At 69.1% G+C, this 18,251-nt stretch carries 16 protein-coding genes; 1 reads left to right on the top strand and 15 read right to left on the bottom strand.

Annotated features, from left to right (window positions below; translation table 11 throughout):
* Nucleotides 1-120: 120 nt before the first annotated feature.
* From ACZ4WZ_RS03210 to ACZ4WZ_RS03175, 8 genes are all read right to left on the bottom strand, one after another.
* Nucleotides 121-936: an ABC transporter ATP-binding protein gene (locus ACZ4WZ_RS03210; RefSeq protein ID WP_467884477.1), complete on the bottom strand. Its 816-nt coding sequence runs from the start codon at nt 934-936 to the stop codon at nt 121-123.
* Complete coding sequence (locus tag ACZ4WZ_RS03205) at nt 936-1,964, bottom strand: FecCD family ABC transporter permease (protein WP_467884965.1); 1,029 nt, start codon at nt 1,962-1,964, stop codon at nt 936-938. Before ACZ4WZ_RS03205 ends, ACZ4WZ_RS03210 begins: the two co-directional genes overlap by 1 nt.
* An 82-nt stretch (nt 1,965-2,046) precedes the next feature.
* Nucleotides 2,047-3,048 (bottom strand): ABC transporter substrate-binding protein, encoded by a 1,002-nt coding sequence (locus ACZ4WZ_RS03200; protein ID WP_467884475.1) that lies wholly within the window; start codon nt 3,046-3,048, stop codon nt 2,047-2,049.
* A 151-nt stretch (nt 3,049-3,199) separates the two neighbouring features.
* Nucleotides 3,200-4,183 carry a PLP-dependent cysteine synthase family protein gene (locus ACZ4WZ_RS03195; RefSeq protein ID WP_467884473.1) on the bottom strand — a complete coding sequence of 328 codons (984 nt, stop codon included), beginning with the start codon at nt 4,181-4,183 and terminating at the stop codon, nt 3,200-3,202.
* Complete coding sequence (hisC, locus tag ACZ4WZ_RS03190; RefSeq protein WP_467884472.1) at nt 4,180-5,286, bottom strand: histidinol-phosphate transaminase; 1,107 nt, start codon at nt 5,284-5,286, stop codon at nt 4,180-4,182. The genes ACZ4WZ_RS03195 and hisC overlap by 4 nt, the downstream gene beginning before the upstream one ends.
* Before the next feature lie 32 nt (nt 5,287-5,318).
* Nucleotides 5,319-6,752 (bottom strand): MATE family efflux transporter, encoded by a 1,434-nt coding sequence (locus ACZ4WZ_RS03185; RefSeq protein ID WP_467884470.1) that lies wholly within the window; start codon nt 6,750-6,752, stop codon nt 5,319-5,321.
* Nucleotides 6,749-7,729, bottom strand: a complete 981-nt coding sequence (locus ACZ4WZ_RS03180) for an ornithine cyclodeaminase (RefSeq protein WP_467884469.1) — start codon at nt 7,727-7,729, stop codon at nt 6,749-6,751. The genes ACZ4WZ_RS03185 and ACZ4WZ_RS03180 overlap by 4 nt, the downstream gene beginning before the upstream one ends.
* A gap of 50 nt (nt 7,730-7,779) precedes the next feature.
* Nucleotides 7,780-9,141: an alanine racemase gene (locus ACZ4WZ_RS03175; protein WP_467884467.1), complete on the bottom strand. Its 1,362-nt coding sequence runs from the start codon at nt 9,139-9,141 to the stop codon at nt 7,780-7,782.
* A gap of 195 nt (nt 9,142-9,336) precedes the next feature.
* Between ACZ4WZ_RS03175 and ACZ4WZ_RS03170 the strand changes: the two genes are divergently transcribed.
* Complete coding sequence (locus tag ACZ4WZ_RS03170; protein WP_467884465.1) at nt 9,337-9,693, top strand: hypothetical protein; 357 nt, start codon at nt 9,337-9,339, stop codon at nt 9,691-9,693.
* On the opposite strand, the gene ACZ4WZ_RS03165 is transcribed toward ACZ4WZ_RS03170, so the two are convergent.
* The 7 genes from ACZ4WZ_RS03165 to ACZ4WZ_RS03135 form a co-directional block, all read right to left on the bottom strand.
* Nucleotides 9,655-10,680: an ABC transporter substrate-binding protein gene (locus ACZ4WZ_RS03165; RefSeq protein WP_467884961.1), complete on the bottom strand. Its 1,026-nt coding sequence runs from the start codon at nt 10,678-10,680 to the stop codon at nt 9,655-9,657. The two genes, ACZ4WZ_RS03170 and ACZ4WZ_RS03165, sit on opposite strands and share 39 nt — an antisense overlap.
* 15 nt (nt 10,681-10,695) lie before the next feature.
* On the bottom strand, nt 10,696-11,481 hold the full coding sequence (locus ACZ4WZ_RS03160) for an ABC transporter ATP-binding protein (protein ID WP_467884463.1): 786 nt from the start codon (nt 11,479-11,481) through the stop codon (nt 10,696-10,698).
* The gene (locus ACZ4WZ_RS03155; protein ID WP_467884462.1) at nt 11,481-12,590 is read right to left on the bottom strand and encodes a FecCD family ABC transporter permease; all 1,110 of its coding nucleotides are present in this window, start codon (nt 12,588-12,590) and stop codon (nt 11,481-11,483) included. The genes ACZ4WZ_RS03160 and ACZ4WZ_RS03155 overlap by 1 nt, the downstream gene beginning before the upstream one ends.
* A 774-nt stretch (nt 12,591-13,364) precedes the next feature.
* On the bottom strand, nt 13,365-13,961 hold the full coding sequence (locus tag ACZ4WZ_RS03150; protein ID WP_467884460.1) for a dihydrofolate reductase family protein: 597 nt from the start codon (nt 13,959-13,961) through the stop codon (nt 13,365-13,367).
* A 287-nt stretch (nt 13,962-14,248) separates the two neighbouring features.
* Nucleotides 14,249-14,452, bottom strand: a complete 204-nt coding sequence (locus tag ACZ4WZ_RS03145) for a hypothetical protein (RefSeq protein WP_467884458.1) — start codon at nt 14,450-14,452, stop codon at nt 14,249-14,251.
* A gap of 313 nt (nt 14,453-14,765) precedes the next feature.
* The gene (locus tag ACZ4WZ_RS03140) at nt 14,766-17,042 is read right to left on the bottom strand and encodes a S9 family peptidase (RefSeq protein ID WP_467884457.1); all 2,277 of its coding nucleotides are present in this window, start codon (nt 17,040-17,042) and stop codon (nt 14,766-14,768) included.
* 175 nt (nt 17,043-17,217) lie between these two features.
* Nucleotides 17,218-17,889, bottom strand: coding sequence for a DUF4097 family beta strand repeat-containing protein (locus tag ACZ4WZ_RS03135; protein ID WP_467884456.1), 672 nt, complete (start codon nt 17,887-17,889; stop codon nt 17,218-17,220).
* Nucleotides 17,890-18,251: the final 362 nt, after the last annotated feature.

The following is an 18,251-nucleotide window of genomic DNA, read 5'->3' as shown; positions in this document are numbered from 1 at the left end:
ATGCCTGGGAGGAACACATCGCTTACCAGACCCCGGCGTACGAGGCGGCGGTTGGCCGGATGCGGTTCCGCAACGGTGACGGCGGCACGGGCCGAGGCGTTGGTCCCCGGCCCGTGCCGCCTAATGGGCATCGAGTCGCACCGCCTGTGCGGCAGTCGTTCGCGTGGCTGTGGCGGCCAGGTAGGTGATGCGGAGGGCGCCGGTGGTGTGTTCGCGGTCGACGAGCACGTTGACGCCGTAGACCGACCGGATCAGGTCCGGGCTCAGCACGGCCTCCGGAGTGCCCGCTGCCGCGACCTGTCCGTGATCGAGGACGACGATGTGGTCGCAGTACCGGGCGGCGAGGTTGAGGTCGTGCAGGGCGACGACGCAGGTGACGTCCAGTGATGTCAGCAGGTCGAGGAGTTCGAGCTGGTGGCGGATGTCGAGGTGGTTGGTGGGTTCGTCGAGCAGGATCTCCTGGGGTTCCTGGGCGAGGGCGCGGGCGAGTTGGGCGCGCTGTTTCTCCCCTCCGGAGAGGGTGTGCCAGCTCCGGTGTTGCTTGTCGGTGATGTCGGTGCGTTCCAGTGCCGCGTCGACGATCCGCCGATCGTGCTCGGTCAGGGCGTCGAACCGGCCGCGGAAGGGTGTGCGGCCGAGTTCCACGACCTGGCGGACGTTGACGTGGTTATGGGCGGACACGTCCTGTTCGACGACGGCGAGCCGTCGGGCCAGCACCCTGCGGCCGAGGTCGTGCAGGCTGGTGTCGTCGTAGCGGATGGTTCCGGTGTCGGGGCGCCGCAGTCCGGCGAGCAGGCGCAGCAGCGTCGACTTGCCCGAGCCGTTGGGGCCGAGGAGGCCGACGGTCCTTCCGTGGCCGGCCGCCATCTCGATGTTGTCCAGTAGCCGGTGGCCTTTGACCGACCAGGAGAGCTGGGAGGTGGTGATGCGGCCCATCAGGACTCCAGACGCTTCAGGATCAGCGCGAAGGCGGGTGCGCCGAGAAGTGCGGTGATGACGCCGGCGGGCAGCTCGTGGGGCGAGAACGCTGTCCGCGCGAACGCGTCCACCCAGATGAGGAAGACGGCGCCGGTGATCGCGGAGAGGGGCAGCAGGGTGCGGTGCGTCGGGGTTGTCAGGATGCGGACGGCATGAGGGACGAGCAGCCCGATGAAGCCGATCGCACCGGAGGCGGCCACCGCGGCCGCCGTGATGACCGAGGTCAGCACCATCAGCCAGACGCGTGCCGCGGTGACGTTGATCCCCAGAGCGGCGGCGGAGTCCCACCCGAACGTGAAGGCGTCGAGGGCGGGCGCGAAGAACTGGACGGCGACCACCCCGACCAGAATGATCACGACGGTGACGGTCACCCCTTCCCACCGGGCGCCACCGAGCGTGCCGAGCAGCCAGTAGGTGAAGCCCCGGGTGGAGTTCGCGTCACCGCTGACCATGAGAATGACCGAGGTGACGGCGGCGAAGAACTGGGACACGAGCACTCCGGTGAGCACCACGCGGGAAGGGCTGGCGACACGCCCTCCGCCGAGCAGGAGCAGCAGCAGGCCGAAGGAGACCAGGCCGCCGACGAAGGCTCCGGTGGACAGGGAGATGCTTCCGCCGATGCCCAGCAGGAGCACGGCGACCGCGCCGGTGGAGGCGCCGGAGGAGACTCCCAGGAGGTAGGGGTCGGCCAGGGAATTCCTGGTGACCGCTTGCAGGACCGTGCCCGAGACGGCCAGGGCCATGCCGACGGCGGCGGCCAGCAGCACCCGCGGGAAGCGCGACTCCCAGATCAGGGCGTCGAGCAGCCCCGGCAGGGGTGGGGTGGGGGCGAGACTCCCCAGACCGATGTGCCGCAGGATCGTGGACACGACATCCAGGGGCCGGATGTCGGCGCTCCCGAACAGCGACCCGGCCACGACCGACACCAGCAGTCCGGCCACGGCCAGGAAGAAGAGCGCCACCGTCGGGATGCGCCGCCGGCGCACCGGAACGGTGTCATGCCTGGTGATCGCGTTTCCGGTGGGCGCGGCGGTCTTGTGCGAAGTAGTCGTCATGATGGTTGGCGGGTCAGCCGAGCCTGTTCAGGCCGTCGACCAGCGCGGGAACCACGGACGCGCTGCCGTAGCTGGGATCCATGTGGGAGCCGGGGATGGAGACGAACCGGTCGCCCTTCACCGCGCCGAGCTTGCTGGTGAGGGGGTCCTTCTTGAGCAGGTCGATCTTCTCCTTGGCGGTGTCGTTGGGTTCGCCTCGGGTCAGGTCGGCCAGGATGATGACGTCGGGATTCCGGGCGGCGACCTCGTCCCAGCTCACCTCGGCCCACTTGGTCTTCGCGTCGGCGAAGATGTTCTGGACACCGACGAGGTCCGAGATGTGCTGCGGCAGACCGCCGGGTCCCGCTGCCCACGGAGTCCCCTCGTAGGTGGAGTAGAACCACATCACCTTCAGCGGGGCGTCCCGCTTCTTGACGGCGCCCAGCGCCTTGTCCACCACGGCCTGCTGTTCGGCCGCCAGCTTCTCTCCGGCGGCGGGCACGCCCATGATCTTGCCCAGCCGACGGTACTCCTCGTGCATCATCTCGAAGTTCGCGCCCGCCACGCTCTCGTGGGACGAGCAGTCGAACTCGGTCAGGTACGTCGGCACGCCCAGGTCGTGCAGCTGCTTCCGGTCGCCGGACTGCTCGGCGGTGAACATGCTCGCGAAGGAGCCGTAGACGAAGTCCGGCTGCGCCTCCAGCAGCTTCTCGTGTTTGATCTCCTGCCCGTGCGCGGACAGGAGCGGAATCTTCTTGTACTGCTGGGCGATCGCGTCCGGCGTCTTCTCGATCTCGTAGCCCGACCCGACGATCCGGTCACCGACGCCCAGGTGGATGAGGATCTCGGCGGCGGTCTGGTTCAGGGTGACGACCTTCTTCGGTGCGGCCTTGTAGGTCACATCGGTGCCGCAGTTCTTGAGGGTGAACGGGTAGGTCGTCGTCGCGCCCGCCCCCGTCGTCGTCGCCCGCTCGCCGGCATCGGTGGCGGTGTCGGCCGTGCACCCCGCAACTGCGAGCACCGTCAGGGCCGTCACAAATATGGTTATCGTTTTCGTTTTCATTAGAGGAAGGTACCAGTTCGTAGACGAGGACAGAAGGGTCCTGGCAGCGCGGGCGGACCGCCTGCCGGTGCCGGTCGAAGGGCCGGACGCGCCAGGCATCCTGGCTGTTCGGTCGGGTCGGTCGCTACCGCAGCATCGCGGCGAGCCGGTGGACGACATGAGCGTCGAACAAGTCGTTGTCCGCCATCCAGTCGTCGTTGAACACGGTGTCCAGGTACTTGTCGCCGCCGTCGCAGACCAGCACGACGATGGTGGTCTCGGGCCCCGCGTTCTGAGCCCGCTCCAGGGCCTTGTAGACCACTCCCCCCGCCGAACCCCCGATCAGGATGCCGAAGTTCCTCGCCAGGTAGCGGCAGGTCTCGAAGGCTTCGGAGTCACTGGCCTTGACACCCTCGTCGATCAGTTCGTAGTCGACGACGCCGCCGATCTCCGAGCCTTCGGGCGTACCGGTGCCGGACTGGTGGTAGGGCGCGCCCTTGCCGCCGAAGACGACGGACCCCACCGGCTCGACGCCGATGATCTTCAGATTCGGGATGCGTTCGCGCAGGACGCGGCCGGTTCCGCACAGCGAACCACCGGTGCCGACGGCCCCGTACAGGTAGTGGATGTCGTCGCCCAGGTCGTCGTGCAGTTCGCGGGCGAGCGGCCGGTAGCCGTTGGGGTTCCCTTGATTGCGGTGTTGCGCGGTCCAGTACGCGCCGTGATCGGCCGCGAGTCGCTCGGCCACGGTGTCGCGTTCCGCGGTGGCGAGCCCTTCCTCGTCCCCGGCGACGTTGAGTATGTCGGCACCGTAGGCGAGCATGCCGCGCAGCTTGTCCGTACTGGAGTGGTTGTCCACCACGGCGGTGAACTTGTACCCACGTTCGGCGGCGATGAGGGCCAGGCCGAGTCCGGTGTTGCCGGAGGTGGACTCGACCAGCCACCCGCCAGAGGTGAGCAGCCCTGCCGCCTCCGCCTCGTCCACCATGTTCCTGGCCATCCGGATCTTGGCGGTGCCGGTGGGGTTGTACTGCTCCATCTTCAGCAGGACGGTTCCGGAACCGTCCGCGACTGACAGTTTGAGCAGGGGCGTTCGCCCTATCAGGTCGGATATTTTGCTGTTGATCACGGCTTGTCCTTCGCGCAGATCTCCGTCAGACACCGCACGAAGACGTCGTTGTCTGCGGGGGTCGACAGTGAGGCTCGGATGTAGTTCTCGTATCCCGGCTCGCGCCACGCCTTGACGATGATTCCGGCGCGGTGCAGTTCCTGGGCGACCCGGTCGGAGCGGCGGCCGGTGTCGATGAAGAGGAAGTTGGTCGAGGACGGGACCACGCGCAGTCCCGCGCCGCGCAGCCGGTCGGTGACCCTGGCGATCTCCAGAGCGGTCCGGCGGACCGTGTTCGCCAGGTGTTCGTGGTCGCCCAGCGCGGCGACGGCGGCTTCCTGGGCCGGCTGGTTGACGTTGTACGGAGTACGGACCCGGTCCAGTGCCTGGACCAGCGCGGAGTCGGAGGCGATGCCGTACCCCACCCGGACCCCCGCCAGGCCGTAGGCCTTGGAGAAGGTGCGCAGCACGATCCACGGCCGGTCCTGGCCGCGCAGGGCCTCCAGTCCGTCGGGGTACTCGGGGTCGGGCCGGGCGAACTCGCCGTACGCCTCGTCGAGCACCAGCAGGGCCGATTCCGGGGCGGCGGCCACGACGTGCTCCAGTTGGCCGGCACTGAGCATCGCGCCGGTGGGGTTGCACGGGTTGGCGAGGAAGACGAGTTTCGGCCCTGCGGCCAGCGCGTCACGCCAGGCGTCCGCGTCGAACCCGAACTCGGCGGTGACGGGGACCTTTTCGACCCGGGCACCCATGACGCGGGGGAAGGTCTCGTGCAGGCTGAACCCGGGCGCCTGGGTGACCACCAGGTCACCCGGATCGAGTACGGCCCGGCACAGCAGCTCCAGGATGTTCTCCGAGCCGTTGCCGAGCACGACGCGCTCGGCAGGCACGTCCAGGCTTTTGCCGATGGCCTCGGCCAGACGTTTTCCGGTGGGGTCGGGGTAGCGGGAGACGCCGTCGGCCAGGCCCAGGCGTACGGCTTCGGCGACCGCCGGAGAGATACCGAACGGGCTCTCGTTGTTGGAGAGTTTGATCACGCGGGCGGAGCCGCTGAGGGCGGCCACCTCGTCCGGGTCGGCGCCGGGATCGTAGAGGGGCAGGCCCGCCACTTCCCTGCGTATCAAGGAGGCCGAAGTGGCACGTGCGAGGGCATGGTTCATGACGACTCCGGTTCCGGGGCGGGTGCGCTGGAGGTGGCGCGGTGGAGCCGGTCGACGCGGCGCAGGAAGGCGACCAGCAGGAGGGCGGCGGTGGCCGCGAGGCCGATGGTCTGGCCGGTCCAGACGCCCTCGACGCCCCAGTCGGCGCTCACCCCGAGCAGGTAGCCCGCGGGCAGCCCGATCAGCCAGTACCCGACGAGGGAGATCCGGAAGGGACCTGCGGTGTCGCCGATGCCGCGCAGGATGCCGTTGCCGATGTTCTGCATGGCGTCGAAGACCTGCATGAGGGCGGCGATCAGCAGTCCGGTCACGGCCAGCGCGACGGTGTCCGAGTTGACGGCGTGCTCGGCCGAGATGAACAGGGACACGATCGTGTTCGGGATGGCCAGGTACACGACGGCGACCACCAGCGTCGCGATCACGCCCCAGGCCGTGCCGAGGAGCCCCATTCTGCGTGCTGTCACGTAGTCGTTGCCGCCGTCGGCCTCGCTGATGTGGATGGACGCCGCGTGCGACAGACCGGCGGAGATCATGAAGACGATGTAGACGATCTGGTTCAGCACGGTCTGGGCGGCCAGGGCGTCGACGCCGAGGGAGCCGATGACCAGCGTGAGCACGCTGAAGAACCCGGCCTCCGAGGCGTAGGTACCCGAGATCGGCAGGCCGAGGCGCCACACGGACCGGACCGCGTCCCCGTTCCAGCGCCGCGCGTGGGGCGAGGTGAGGTACGGGCGCAGGACGCTGTCGCGCAGGATCACCACGACGAACGCCAGGAAGGACAGCAGGAACACCGTGACGGTGGCGATCGCGACGCCGACGAATCCGAAGGCGGGCAGGCCGAACTTGCCGTAGATCAAGACGTAGTTCAGGCCGATGGTAGCGCCGATCGAGGCCAGTGTGATGGCCAGGAGCGGGCCGGGCCGCTTGAGCCCGGTGGTGAAGTGCCGCAAGTTCTGGAACCACAGGCAGGGCAGCATGCCCGGTGCCAGGACCATCAGGAACTCGCCTGCCTTGTCGACCACCGCCGGGTCCTGACCCAGCAGGACGAGCAGCGGGCCGATCAGCAGGAGTGCCGCGCAGAACACCACACCGCACACCGTCGCCCAGAAGAATCCCGCGAACAGCAGCGCGCCGGCGCGTTGCCGGTCGCCCTGCACGCGCGCCTCGGCCACCAGGTTGCTGACTCCGGTGACCAGTCCTGTTCCAGTGGTACGCAGCTGGTTGAACAGCGCGATGGCCAGACCGGCGGCGGCGATCTCGACCGCGCCGAGCCTGCCCAGCATGACGATGTCCACCGTGGTCAGAGCGACATAGGCGAAGTTGGTCAGGATCAACGGGAACGCGAGCTTGAGCAGCGTCCGCGAGTTCTTGACCCACCAGCCGACGCCGGTCTCTGTTGTACCCGTCGCGTCGGTCGTGTCGGTACTCACCAGAATCTGACCCTCTCCCCGCGCCCGCCCGCCAGCGCGAGATCGGCTATGTACCGGCCCAGCGCGGCGTCGGTGACCGCCATACCGCTGTTGTAGGCGAAGACCACGTCGTCCGGATGGCGGCGGGCAGGTGCCCGGCCGAGCAGGATGTCCGGCAGTTGGGCGTCCACCGGCGGCAGGCTGCCGTCCGCGCCCCGCAGGTCGTCGCAGGTGGCGTGCATCTGGGCGGTATCGGTGGCGATCCGATAGTCCGCGCCGTGGCACACGTCGGCGTGTACGCCGTATCCGAGGAGTACGGCGACCGAGCCCGGCTTCATCCAGTCACGCCGGACCTCCTCCGTGACGGACAGGCCGGCGGCGCCGATCACGATGTCCGCCTCACCGGCGGCCTCCCTGAGATCCTTGACGATCTCGACCTCGCGGCCGCCGACGCTGTCCTGGACGGCGCGCAGACCATCGGGGTAGCTGCCGAACACCTGCAACCGCTCCAACTTCGGCAGGGCCGCGAGCAGCATCGGCAGTGCCGCCTGCCCCTGGACACCGGTGCCGACGACCAGGGCGCTTCGTGCGTCGGGGCAGGCCGCGCGGGCGAACAGCGCGGTAGTGGCCGAGGACCGCAGCGGTCCGAGCTTCACCACGTCCATCAGCGCGATGGGTGCCCCGGTGGTGTCGTCGACGAGGAAGACGAACGAGTGGAACCGGTAGCTGTCCCGGTTGCGGCGCGGGTCGAACTCGTAGACGGCCTTGAAGCAGACGGTGCCGCTGCCGGCGTCCCTGGCCACCATCGAATAGCTCAGCGAGTGGTGGCCGGGATCATCGATGATCGTCTTGACCGGATTGTTCGAGCCTCCTTCGGCCAACGCGCGGTAGGCCTGCTCGACGACCGTGATCACCTGTCGGTTGTCGAGGTCCAGTCCTTCTTGCTGGGACTGCGGCAACAACCACAACTGCCCGGGTGGGGCGTAGCTCTGTGACATACGAGGCTTCTCCTTCATTGGCGGTCACATCGGATTCGTTCGAGGTCGCATCAGATTCCGTCCAGTCGCCACCGCGGCGGGGCCCCCTCCTCACCGAGCCGGAGAACGGCCTTGAGCGGCAGTGCGGCGTCATGGAACGGTGACTCGTTGGAGTCCATCTGGTAGCCGGCGGTGTTGAGGTAGACCAGGTGGTCACCGCGCCGTACGGGCCGCGGGAAGCCGATCTTCCGCCAGGTCACCAGGTCGCTTTCCAGGCAGGTCGAGCCCGCGACGCAGGCCGGGAACATCTCGTCTGCGGTGGGCTGGGCGGACATCAGCAGCGGGTCGGGGAGATAGTCACTGTTGAACCACTGTTCGGAGAGGCTGAAACTGCTGCCCGCGACGGTGACGATCGCGTACCCGTCGGTGTCCCGTCGGTCGTCGACCTGCTGCACGCGGTACATGGTGAATCCGGCCTGGTCCAACAGGGCCCGGCCGGGCTCGACGACGAACCGGATGCCGTTGCGGCCCGCCTTCGCCGACAAGCTCTCGCCACCGTCGACCGGGTGCGCCATGAGCGCGCGCACTGCCTGGGTCGCGGGCTGCCCACCGTACGGATAGAAGTCCTTGAAGTCCTTGGCCGCGTGGTAGTGGGCCGGTTCGTTCTGCTCGAGGAACCCGTCCCAGAGCCGCGGCTCGACATAGCGAACCGGCAACCCACCGCCGATGTCGACCAGTTCCGCGGAGAGCGAGCCGCGCCGTCTGGCGTCGAGGCAGTGCTCGATCATCTCGTTCGCCGCCGTCGCACGTTCCGCCGTGGAATAGCCGTTCAGGTGGAAGGAGAATCCCCGGAGGCTGATGTGGGCGGCGAGTTCCGCGCACAGACCGACAGCGGCCTCACGCTCGGCGGCGGACAGCCCGAAGCGGCTTCCCGGTTGGCCGGCCGTCCGGGACCGCAGCAGCACGGTGGCCTGCCGCCGCGCGAGCCGCGCGGTGGCGGCGAGCCGGCGGAGTTCGCTGATCGAGTCGACGGCGATCAGGCAGCCGTGCTGAACGGCGAGAGCGTGCAGCGTGTCGTCCTTCTCCGGGCCGGATATGCCGATCCTGTGTCCAGGCACTCCGCCGGCCAGGGCCTTGACCAGTTCGGGGGTGCTGGCCACGTCCATCCCGACACCGAGGGCAGCGGCCGAAGTGACATAGCAGTCAGCCTTGTTCGCCTTCTTGGCGAACAGGATGTCCGCGGTTGCGCCCGCCTCGGCGAACACCCGGCGGAGTCTGACGACGTTCTCCTCGAAGATCTCGGGCAGCACGACATGCAGTGGTGACCCCAGGCCGTCGAGAAGGTCGGCCAGCAGGGCTCGGTGATCCGCCAGCAGCGTGGAGACCGTGGGATGTCGGAGTGCGGTGAGCGCGAAGGGCCGGACTCCGGCCATCGGGCGCTCCACCACCTGTCGTGAGATGAGCACCCCGTACTTCTATACGAATATGACACTCATTTTCAACTGCTGCCCATGGAGAGCCCCTGCAAGCACGGTGCAATCAGGGGGAAATTGCCACATACCTGGCGCACGGTCCAGCGATCCCGTCTTGAGGTCTGGGCCCGCCTAGCGGACCCGGTTCCTGCAGGATTGGCTGGAGGGCGGAGTTCCGACTACGTCCGGCACGGCACCGCCGATCCATTCGCGGTGCTGAACACCTCGACGGGCAAGGCGATCACGAACCTGTCCGCGCCACACGGGGCCGTGGACCTCGGGGACTTCCTCGACGAGATCGACCGCCAGACCCATCCCGGCCTGGCGGCCCACGTGATGCGCCGCTACTGCGCCAGGATCTCGGAAATCGTCACGCTGAAGAACTGGCCCCTACCGCCCATGCGAGCCGGCGCTGTTGCGGCGGCCGGCACCGCCGCCCGCGACGTGAGGCCGCGGCCGAAGTCCGTCTGCCGGTCAGCCACGAGAGAATTTCCTCAGGTCCGCGGCAAGTGAGGCGATGGCCGCGGGGTTGCGCGGGCTTTCCACCAGCTCCGCGTAGTCGAGGACGACGATCCGGTCGTTCTTGACGGCCGAGACGCCGGCGAGCGGCGGGTAGGACTTCAGGAACTTCCGCTTCTGGTCCGCGGTGGTGTCGCCGTAGTCATTGATCACGATCACCTCGGGGTCACGCTCGACCACGGTCTCCCAGCCCACTGTCGCCCAGCTGTCCTTGAGGTCCTTCATGACGTGATCGCCGCCCGCCTTGGTGATGATGTCGTGGGGCCCGGCGTACAGACCCGAGGTCAGCGGCTTGTCCTGCCCGTCGTCGTAGAGGAAGACGCGCGGACGGTCAGCGCCCTTCAGGGCCTTCGCCTCCGCTTCGGCCACCTGCTTCTCGAAGTCCGCGATGAGGGCCTCCGCACGGTCATCGACGTCGAAGATCTTTCCCAGGTTCCGCAGGTCGGTGTACAGCGCCTCGAGCGGCGGCATCACCCCGCGTGCCTTTCCCTGACCGTTGCGGCACGATTCGCTCAACAGGTACGAGTCGATGCCCACCTTCTCCAGCTCGGCGGGGCTGAAGCCCTCCCCCTCGTTGAAGCCGTAGTTCCAGCCCGCGAACACCAGATCGGCGCGGGCGTCGAGGACCAGCTCCTTGTTGATCGTCTTCTGCGAGAGCCACTTCGTCTTGTCGTAAGCGTCCTTCCAGGAAACGGATGCGAGATCGCCCCTGTCGTCGGGCATCACATATCCCGCCATACGGTCCTCGAGTCCGAGCGCGAACATGATCTCGGTGATACCGACGTCATTGGTGACCACGCGCTGCGGGGCCTTGTCGTAGCTCTTCTTCTGGCCGCAGTTCTCGACGGTCACCGGATAGTGGCCGCCGCGCGCCTTGGCGTCACCACCCTCTCCGTCCCGAGAGGTGACCTCCGCGCCGCATCCGGTGAGCACCAGGGCGGCGGCGAATGCGAGTGCGGCGGGGCGTACGAGGTTCGGCATGATGGCCATGGCTCCTCAGGAAGCGGGCTGAGCGGGCAGGAGACGGTCGAAGAGCAGCTGTACGGCGCCGGACTCCGGATGCGCTACACGGTGCGCCCGTACGCCGAAGACCTCGGCCAGCAACTCGGGCGTGAGCACGTCGTGCGGAGCGCCGGAGGCGACGATCCGGCCGCGGTCGATGACGTAGAGCAGGTCGCAGTGGAGCGCGGCGAGGTTGAGATCGTGCAGCGCGGTGAGCACCGTCAGCCCACTGCCGCGTACCAGAGCCAGCACTTCCAACTGCTGGGCGATGTCGAGGTGGTTGGTGGGCTCGTCGAGCACCAGTACCCGCGGCTGCTGCGCGAGTGCGCGGGCGATCAGGACCCGTTGCTTCTCGCCGCCGGAGAGGGTGAGGAAACCGCGGTCGGCGAGGTGGCCGGCTCCGACCCTCACCAGCGCGGCTTCGCACGCCTTCCGGTCTTCGTCGGTGGTCCGGGCCACGGAGTGCTGGTGCGGCAGCCGCCCCATCGCCACGACCTCGGCAACCGTGAAGTCGAACTCGGTGACCGCTTCCTGGGGCAGGGCGGCCAGCCGACGGGCGCCTTCGCGCGCGCTCAGGGAGTGCAGGTCCTCACCACCGAGCAGGACCGTACCGGCCGAGGGGCGCAGGGCCCGGTAGACGCAGCGCAACAGCGTGGACTTGCCACTGCCATTGGGCCCGACGAGCCCGACGACCTGCCCGCCGTCCGCGCGCAGCGTGGCCTCCCGCACCAGCCGCGCGCCGGCGACCTCGACCGTCAGTGCATCGATGTCGATCCGCATCACGCGCCTCCGAAGGTGTAGGAGCGGCGGCGCATCAGCAGGACGAAGCACGGCACGCCGATGGCGGCGGTCAGCACTCCTACCGGCAGCTCTACTGGCGCGAGCACCACACGCGACAGGATGTCCACCCAGATCAGCAGGACGGCGCCCGCGAGTGGGGCGACGGCCAGCAGTCGGCGGTGGTCCGCGCCGACCAGCATCCGTGCGGCGTGCGGGACCATCAGGCCGACGAAACCGATCGCACCGCTCACCGCGACCACGGTCCCCGTGACGGCGGCACAGACCAGGAACAGCTCCTTGCGCAGCCTCCCCGCGTCCACCCCGAGGGCGGCCGCGGTCTCGTCACCCATCGCCAGGGCGTTCAGGCGACGCGCTGACACAGTGAGATGGGCGAGGCCGACGAGCACGGCTCCCGCGGCGATCGGCACGGAGGCCCAGCTGGCGCCGCCGAGGCTGCCGAGCAGCCACATCATCGCGGAGCGGGCCGCCTCGCCGCGCTCGGCCGCGAACACCATGAACGTGGTGACCGCCGAGAAGCCGTAGTACATCGCAGTGCCCGTCAGGACGAGCCGCAGCGGGGTCAGGCCATCAGCGGTGCGGGCGATCGCGTACACCAGCGCCATGGCGAGGAGCGCGGAGAGGAAGGCCGCCGTGGACAGGGCCCACAGGCCGAGAGCGCCGAAGGCCCCGAAGAGAAGGACGGCATTGGCACCGACGGCCGCGCCCGAGGAAATGCCCAAGACGAACGGGTCGGCGAGGGCATTGCGGACCATGGCCTGCACCGCGACGCCTATCGCCGACAGGCCGGCTCCGACGACCGCGGCCAGCACGGCTCGCGGAAAGCGCAGCTCCCACACGATCGTGTAGGCAGAGACTTCGTCATGCGCTATGGAACCGCCGGTCAGCCCCGCCCACAGAAAACGCAGCACCTCGCCCCACGACAGGCCCGACGCCCCCATCCCCGCCCCACAAACGATGGAGAGCACGAGCGCGACGCACAGGCTGACGAAGAGAAGAGGCAGTGATGCACGCTTGGGCGGTGCGGGGCCGACGCCGGTAGGCGCCGTGTGAGGTGGCGCGGCTGGTTCAAGTTCCAGGGGTGGGGCCACGGGCGGATCGCCTTCGCCTCAGGCCGTGCCCTACATGAGCACAGGAGCGGCCCGGGACGCGGGGCGCCCTGCGCAGCGCCTTCTCGCAGTCCACGGCGAATTGACAGGAGCCTTCATCACCGCGGGTAATCGGGCTCACGGAGCCGCGTGTTGGGCTCCGCCTACCGTTGCGGGTCAGCGCCGGACTTCGACCGGACTTCCCCCGCGGGACGGGTTGCAGCATAACGTGCACGCGGGGCCCCTTCCGACTTCGAACAGAAGATCGATAGGGGGCCCGCGTGTGTCTGGCGAGTGTCTGGACCGGCGGCGTTCGTCGGCCGACTGACCCCGCGAGGCCCGGCACTCGCCTTCCTCCCGGGGCCGGGTGGCGCTGGTCGTCTCCTCCCCCGTCTACGCGCCCGTTCCGCACCGGAGCCGCTGAGGGTGTCCGTCGCTGCATCGCCTGCGGTGCCAGCCTCCGGTGTTCGCGGCCAGCTGCGCTCGTAGCCGTTCGGCCTCGGCTTCGGCACCGAGCTCCACGTGGCACAGGCCGTCACGGCGCGCCGACGAGCCCGATGCGCCAGGAGCATGCGCGACCGCCGGCTGGTGTGTCTCCATGAACGACCCAAGGGGCTGATGCCGACCGTTTGCTGACCGAAGCCCTGCACGTCCGTGTGGGCGTACGGGCCGGTTCGGGATCGGCGGCGACCAGCCGGTCCTCGACGCGGACGGGCGCAGCCGCGTCTCCGTGGAGGACGCCGCCGCCCGCTCGGCATTGGCCCGTACGCCTGCCGACTACGCCCCGGCCTTCGGCCGGTAGGTGCACACGTGCACCCCGGTGCCGCTGACGACCGTGGAGACCAGTTCGAACGTGCGGAGGTGCCCATCGGTCGGGTAGATCGACTTACCGCCGCCGACGAGCACCGGCAGGATCATGAGCCGCAGCTCGTCGACCAGCCCCTCGGCCAGCAGGGTGCGGGTGAGGGACGCGCTCCCCATGACCACCAGGTCGCGGCCTTCGGCCGCGCGCAGCTTCTTGATCTGGTCCAGGGCCTGGTCGCCGGGGATGCGCGTCGTGTTGTTCCAGGTCAGCTCGTCCTCGCCGAGGGTGCTGGACACGACGTACTTGGTGACGCTGTTCATGTGGTCGGCGAACGGGTCGCCGGCCTGTGCCGGCCACGCCGCGGCCATGGTCTGCCAGGTGCGGCGCCCGAACAGCAGGGCTTCGGTGCTTGCCTGCCACTCGGCCAGAGCGCCACCCATCACCTCCGGGTCGAAGAACGGGTGGCTCCAGCCCCCGTGCGCGAAACCGCCGTCGGTGTCCTCGTCGGGGTGCCCCGGGGCCTGAACGACGCCGTCCAGGCTGATGAATTCGCCAATCGCAAGGCGCATCGGGAGGTCTCGCTTCCTGTCAGTCGAATTGATGGAGATGGACCACGGTCGTGTCGACGGCCGGCAGGCTCGCGCCGACGTCGTTACCGCTGGAATCCACGGTGTTCACGACGAAGAAAAGCTATGTTGCATTCAGTGTTTCAGCAAGCTTGGCGTTCTCAATCTACGTGTTCTTGCAGGTCACTTGAGAGAAATCATTGCAATGTGCTTGCCGCCAAACGCAACGCAACCCGGCGAATCATTGCAATGACCTGTCCGTGAACACGGATGCGTGAGTGCCGGTACGGCTAGAGGCGCGCCAGCCGGGCGGTCACCGCGGCGAGTCCGGCCAGGCCGAGTGCCGCCCCTGCCGTGAAGGACAGTACGGAGGCGCCGGATCCGGCGAACCCGGCGAGAACGCCCACGGGGAGCAGGCGGCAGGCGACCCCCCAGCCCCGCTGTCCCTCGGCGGCGAAGCGGCGGGCCAGGACCAGTGAAGTCGAAGCCCTCACGCGTGAGGCCCTGGGCGATCCCCACGACCAGGAACAGCGGCCCCGCCACCGATGCGCCCTTCAGCAGCACCCGCGCCGAGGATGCGGACCCGGCAGTGGCGGAAGCGGAATTCGGGTCGGAGGCGGTGGTGGAGACGCTGATCGCGTGGGTCATGGCATGCCTTCCTCGTGTGCCGCACCCACCCGGGGGCCGGGCCTGCGGCGGTGGAATCTCGTCGCGGGTAAGACCGTGGCGGAGATCCCAACCCATCGGTCCCGCCCGTGTGACTTGGGTCATACGAGCGGGGCCGATGCCGCCGACTCAGGCTCAAGCTCAGGCGAACAGCTCGGCGAGGAGCTCGGGGCCGATCGCGATGGGAGCGGGGCGGTAGGCAGGAGGCTGGGTGCCCAGCAGCTCGCGGACCAGGAAGTCCCAGCAGCGCGTACGGACGTAGGCCAAGTGGTCGATGAACGTGTGCTCGGCGCCGGGCACGATGAGCAGCTCGAAGTCCTTGCCGGCGGCGATGAGGCGGTCGGCCAGGCGGAGGGTCTGGTCCGGGTGGACCTGGTCGTCCATTTCGCCGTGGATCAGGAGCAGCTTCCCCTCCAGGCGGTCGGCGAGGTCGATGTTGGAAGTGCGGCCCCAGGCCTCGGGGTTGTCCGCGCCGTCGTAGGTCTCCACGAAACCGGCGTTGAAATGACGGGCGTCGTGCGAGCCGGAGAGGGCGGCTCCCACCTTGTACGTCTCGGGGAAGTCCAGCATCGCGCGGGCCGCGGCGAAGCCTCCGCCCGAGTGCCCGAACACACCCACCCGGTCCAGGTCCATCCACAGCCGGGCTTCCGCCAGTTGGCGCAGGGCCGCGACGTGGTCGGCCAGGTTGCCCGCGTCGGCCAGGTGTCCGTAGGAGGAGTCGTGGAAGGACTTGTCCCGGCCGGGTGTGCCGCGTCCGTCCAGTGCCACCACTACGAAGCCCAGTGCGGCGAGGGGTTCCGCGTCGAGGCCCATCCCGCCGGGGTCGAAGCAGGGGGAGACCCGGGTGACCTGCGGTCCGGGGTAGACGTTGTCGACCACCGGGTAGGAGCGTGCGGGGTCGAACCCGCGGGGCCGGTAGAGGACTCCGTAGATGTCCGTCACCCCGTCGGCCGCCTTGACGCGGAACCGCTCCGGCGCCGTCCACCCGGTGGCGGCGAGCTTGGCGGTGTCGGCGCGCTCCAGCTCGGCCAGGATCCGCCCGGACCAGTCTCGGACCGTCGTCACCGGCGGGGTGTCGACCGTGGACGCCGAGTCTATGAAGTAGTCCGGGTGGTCGGGAGTGGTGACGGTGTGGTCATGCTCGTCGTCCGTGAGCCTCGCGAAGCCGGAGCCGTCGAGGCCGACCCGGCACACCGTGCGCCGGTACGGGTCCTCGTCGACCAGCCCGGAAGCGGTGAAGTACACCACGCGTTCGGCCTCGTCGACGCGCAGGATCTGCCGCACCGCCCACGGCCCGGACGTGACCTGCCCGAGCAGCTCGCCGGTGCGCAGGTCGTACCGGTACAGGTGGCCCCACCCGTCCCGCTGCGAGTACCAGAGCACCTCGTCGGCCAGCACCCGCACGATCGGCGGCTCGTACCCGAACTGGTTGGGCTCGACACGGGTCGCCCCGGTCTCACTGAGCACCGTGGCGACCTCGCCGGTGGCCGCGTCCAGCCGGTACAGGGTGAGCGTGCGCAGGTCGCGGGGCCGGGCCAGGTAGTACACCGCCGAGCTGTCCGGGGCCCACCAGGCCCACTTGATCGTGATCGGCGAGAGTGTCGGCATGAGCAGTGGCTCGGCCTGGGCGCGGACCACCGTGGCCTCGGCGACGTCCAGTACGACCAGTTCGGCCAGCGGTACGTGCTCGTCGCCGGGGTAGGCGAACCGCTGGGTGTGCAGCACCGGGGCGCCACCGTCGACGGGCCTGGCCTCCAGCAGGTGGGTCTCCCGGACCTCGCGCTCGTCGGTCCGGTGCGCCAGTACCTTCGTCGAGTCCGGCGACCAGGCCACCGAGGGCGGCAGGTACGGCAGGCCGATCTTGCGCAGCAGGGTGCTGTTCGCCGTGCATTCCGGGACGGTGCCGTACTGGTGGCCGGGCGCGCCGTCGGTGGTGAGCGCCCACTCGCGGCCGTCGGACAGCGAGCGCGCCCACAGGTCGTGCCCCCGCCGGGACACCACGGTCTTCCCGTCGGGTGACGGTACGTCGAGGGGGCTGCCCGGCGGCGTGAACTCGGCCCGCTCGCAGACGTAGTCGTCCAGGCGGCAGCGCCACCACTCGCCGAACGCATCGAACTCGACGGAGTTCCCCGCCAGTTCGATCGCCGTGGCCGGCACGTACTCGGGGTCGACCGGCTGTCCGGAGGCGGCGGCCAGCCCGGCGGCGAGCAGGGCGTGGTCGAAGGCCGGCTCACGGGTTCCGGCCGCCGGGTCGACCAGCACGAACCGCCTGCCGACCCCATTGCTCACCGCGTACCAGAAGCGGGCGCCTCCGTCGATCCACTGTGGCCTGACCTTGTCGCCTACGACGAGCTCGCCGGGGCGGGCGGGCCGGCGCAGGAGCCGCTCCGCGGCCTGGTAGTCCTGAATGCTGCTCATTCTTCGTGTCCTTCTTCGGTGTCGGGTTGGGCATGGTGGCGCCCCGGCAGCGCCTTCACGGGAGGGTGAGGCCCTGGGAGGCCTGGAGCGAGGGCGCCGGCCGTCTCGCGAGCCGGGCCGAGGTGAGGTGAGGTGAGTTCGGTCAGTGCAGCGTCGGCGCGAGGAGCTGCGGGGGTCAGAGGCTGCGGGCCGTGATGTCGCCGTAGGCGGTGGTCGCGTGGATGTGCAGGCCGGCTGCGGTGCCGTCGGTGTTGTCGAGCGAGTTGTGGATCCGGCCGTAGCTGCTTCCGGCGTCCAGGGAGGCGGAGATCCCGCGGGCGGCGCCGACGGAGATCTCGCCGTGCTCGGTGCTCAGGGTGACCGTGCCGGTCATGGCCTCGGTGATGTGGATGTCACCCTTCTGGGTGCTGATCCGGGCGGGGCCGCTCAGGCGGCCGACCGAGACGTCGCCGGCCTGGAGCGTCAGGCGGGCGCTCTCGGTCTCGTCGAGCTTGACCGTGCCCTGCGCGCCCTCGAAGGCGACATCGCCGAGTCGTCCGACGCCCTGGAAGTCGGCGCCGGCCGCCTTTGCCTCGATGCGGGAGCCGACGGGCAGCTGGACGGTCACCTCGACGGATCCGGAGTTGCCGAGCATCCGGTTCTTCGCCTCCGGGGCCGCGATCCGCAGGACGCCGTCGCCGTACTCGACCGTGGTCTCCGCCGCCGTCTGCACGTCGCGCCCCTTCGAGGCGTCCGCGGGCAGGACCTCGACGGTGGTGTCGGCGCGGTCGGCGGCGATGAACCGGATGTGCCCCGCGGAGATGTCGAGGACGGCGCGGATCGGGGCGGGGGTGTCGAACTTCTGCATGGGTCCATCCTTTGGGTCGCTGTTTCTGATGAGGGAAAGCTACGTTGCATTCACAAGTCACTCAACACGGTGGTTGCCAAAAAGTCGCATCAATGCAGGTCATGGGCGAGAAATCGTTGCACTGACCTTAAAGATAACGCAACGACAGGCGTTGGATCGTTGCAATGGACTGACAGTGAACGCTCACGCCCTCAGCCAGTGGCGACCGGGGGCCCGTACTCGGCCGCGACGTCCGCGACATCCGCGACGGTCAGGATCACGACCAGACTCGCCGACCCCTCACCGCGTCGACGACGTTCATGCGCTGAGCATCCGGTGTGGACAAGTTCGGCCAGACCACCCACGCAGTACGAGGACCCGGG

The organism is Streptomyces sp. NPDC029122 (assembly GCF_055569445.1).
Note: the sequence above shows the minus strand (reverse complement) of the source record. Positions and strands in the feature narration are given on the sequence as shown.

Coding starts and splice junctions, on each gene's coding strand:
- ACZ4WZ_RS03210 (WP_467884477.1), bottom strand. CDS start 936: ATGGGCCGCATCACCACCTCCCAGCTCTCCTGGTCGGTCAAAGGCCAC.
- ACZ4WZ_RS03180 (WP_467884469.1), bottom strand. CDS start 7,729: ATGTCACAGAGCTACGCCCCACCCGGGCAGTTGTGGTTGTTGCCGCAG.
- ACZ4WZ_RS03175 (WP_467884467.1), bottom strand. CDS start 9,141: ATGGCCGGAGTCCGGCCCTTCGCGCTCACCGCACTCCGACATCCCACG.
- ACZ4WZ_RS03165 (WP_467884961.1), bottom strand. CDS start 10,680: ATGCCGAACCTCGTACGCCCCGCCGCACTCGCATTCGCCGCCGCCCTG.
- ACZ4WZ_RS03160 (WP_467884463.1), bottom strand. CDS start 11,481: ATGCGGATCGACATCGATGCACTGACGGTCGAGGTCGCCGGCGCGCGG.
- ACZ4WZ_RS03150 (WP_467884460.1), bottom strand. CDS start 13,961: ATGCGCCTTGCGATTGGCGAATTCATCAGCCTGGACGGCGTCGTTCAG.
- ACZ4WZ_RS03140 (WP_467884457.1), bottom strand. CDS start 17,042: ATGAGCAGCATTCAGGACTACCAGGCCGCGGAGCGGCTCCTGCGCCGG.
- ACZ4WZ_RS03135 (WP_467884456.1), bottom strand. CDS start 17,889: ATGCAGAAGTTCGACACCCCCGCCCCGATCCGCGCCGTCCTCGACATC.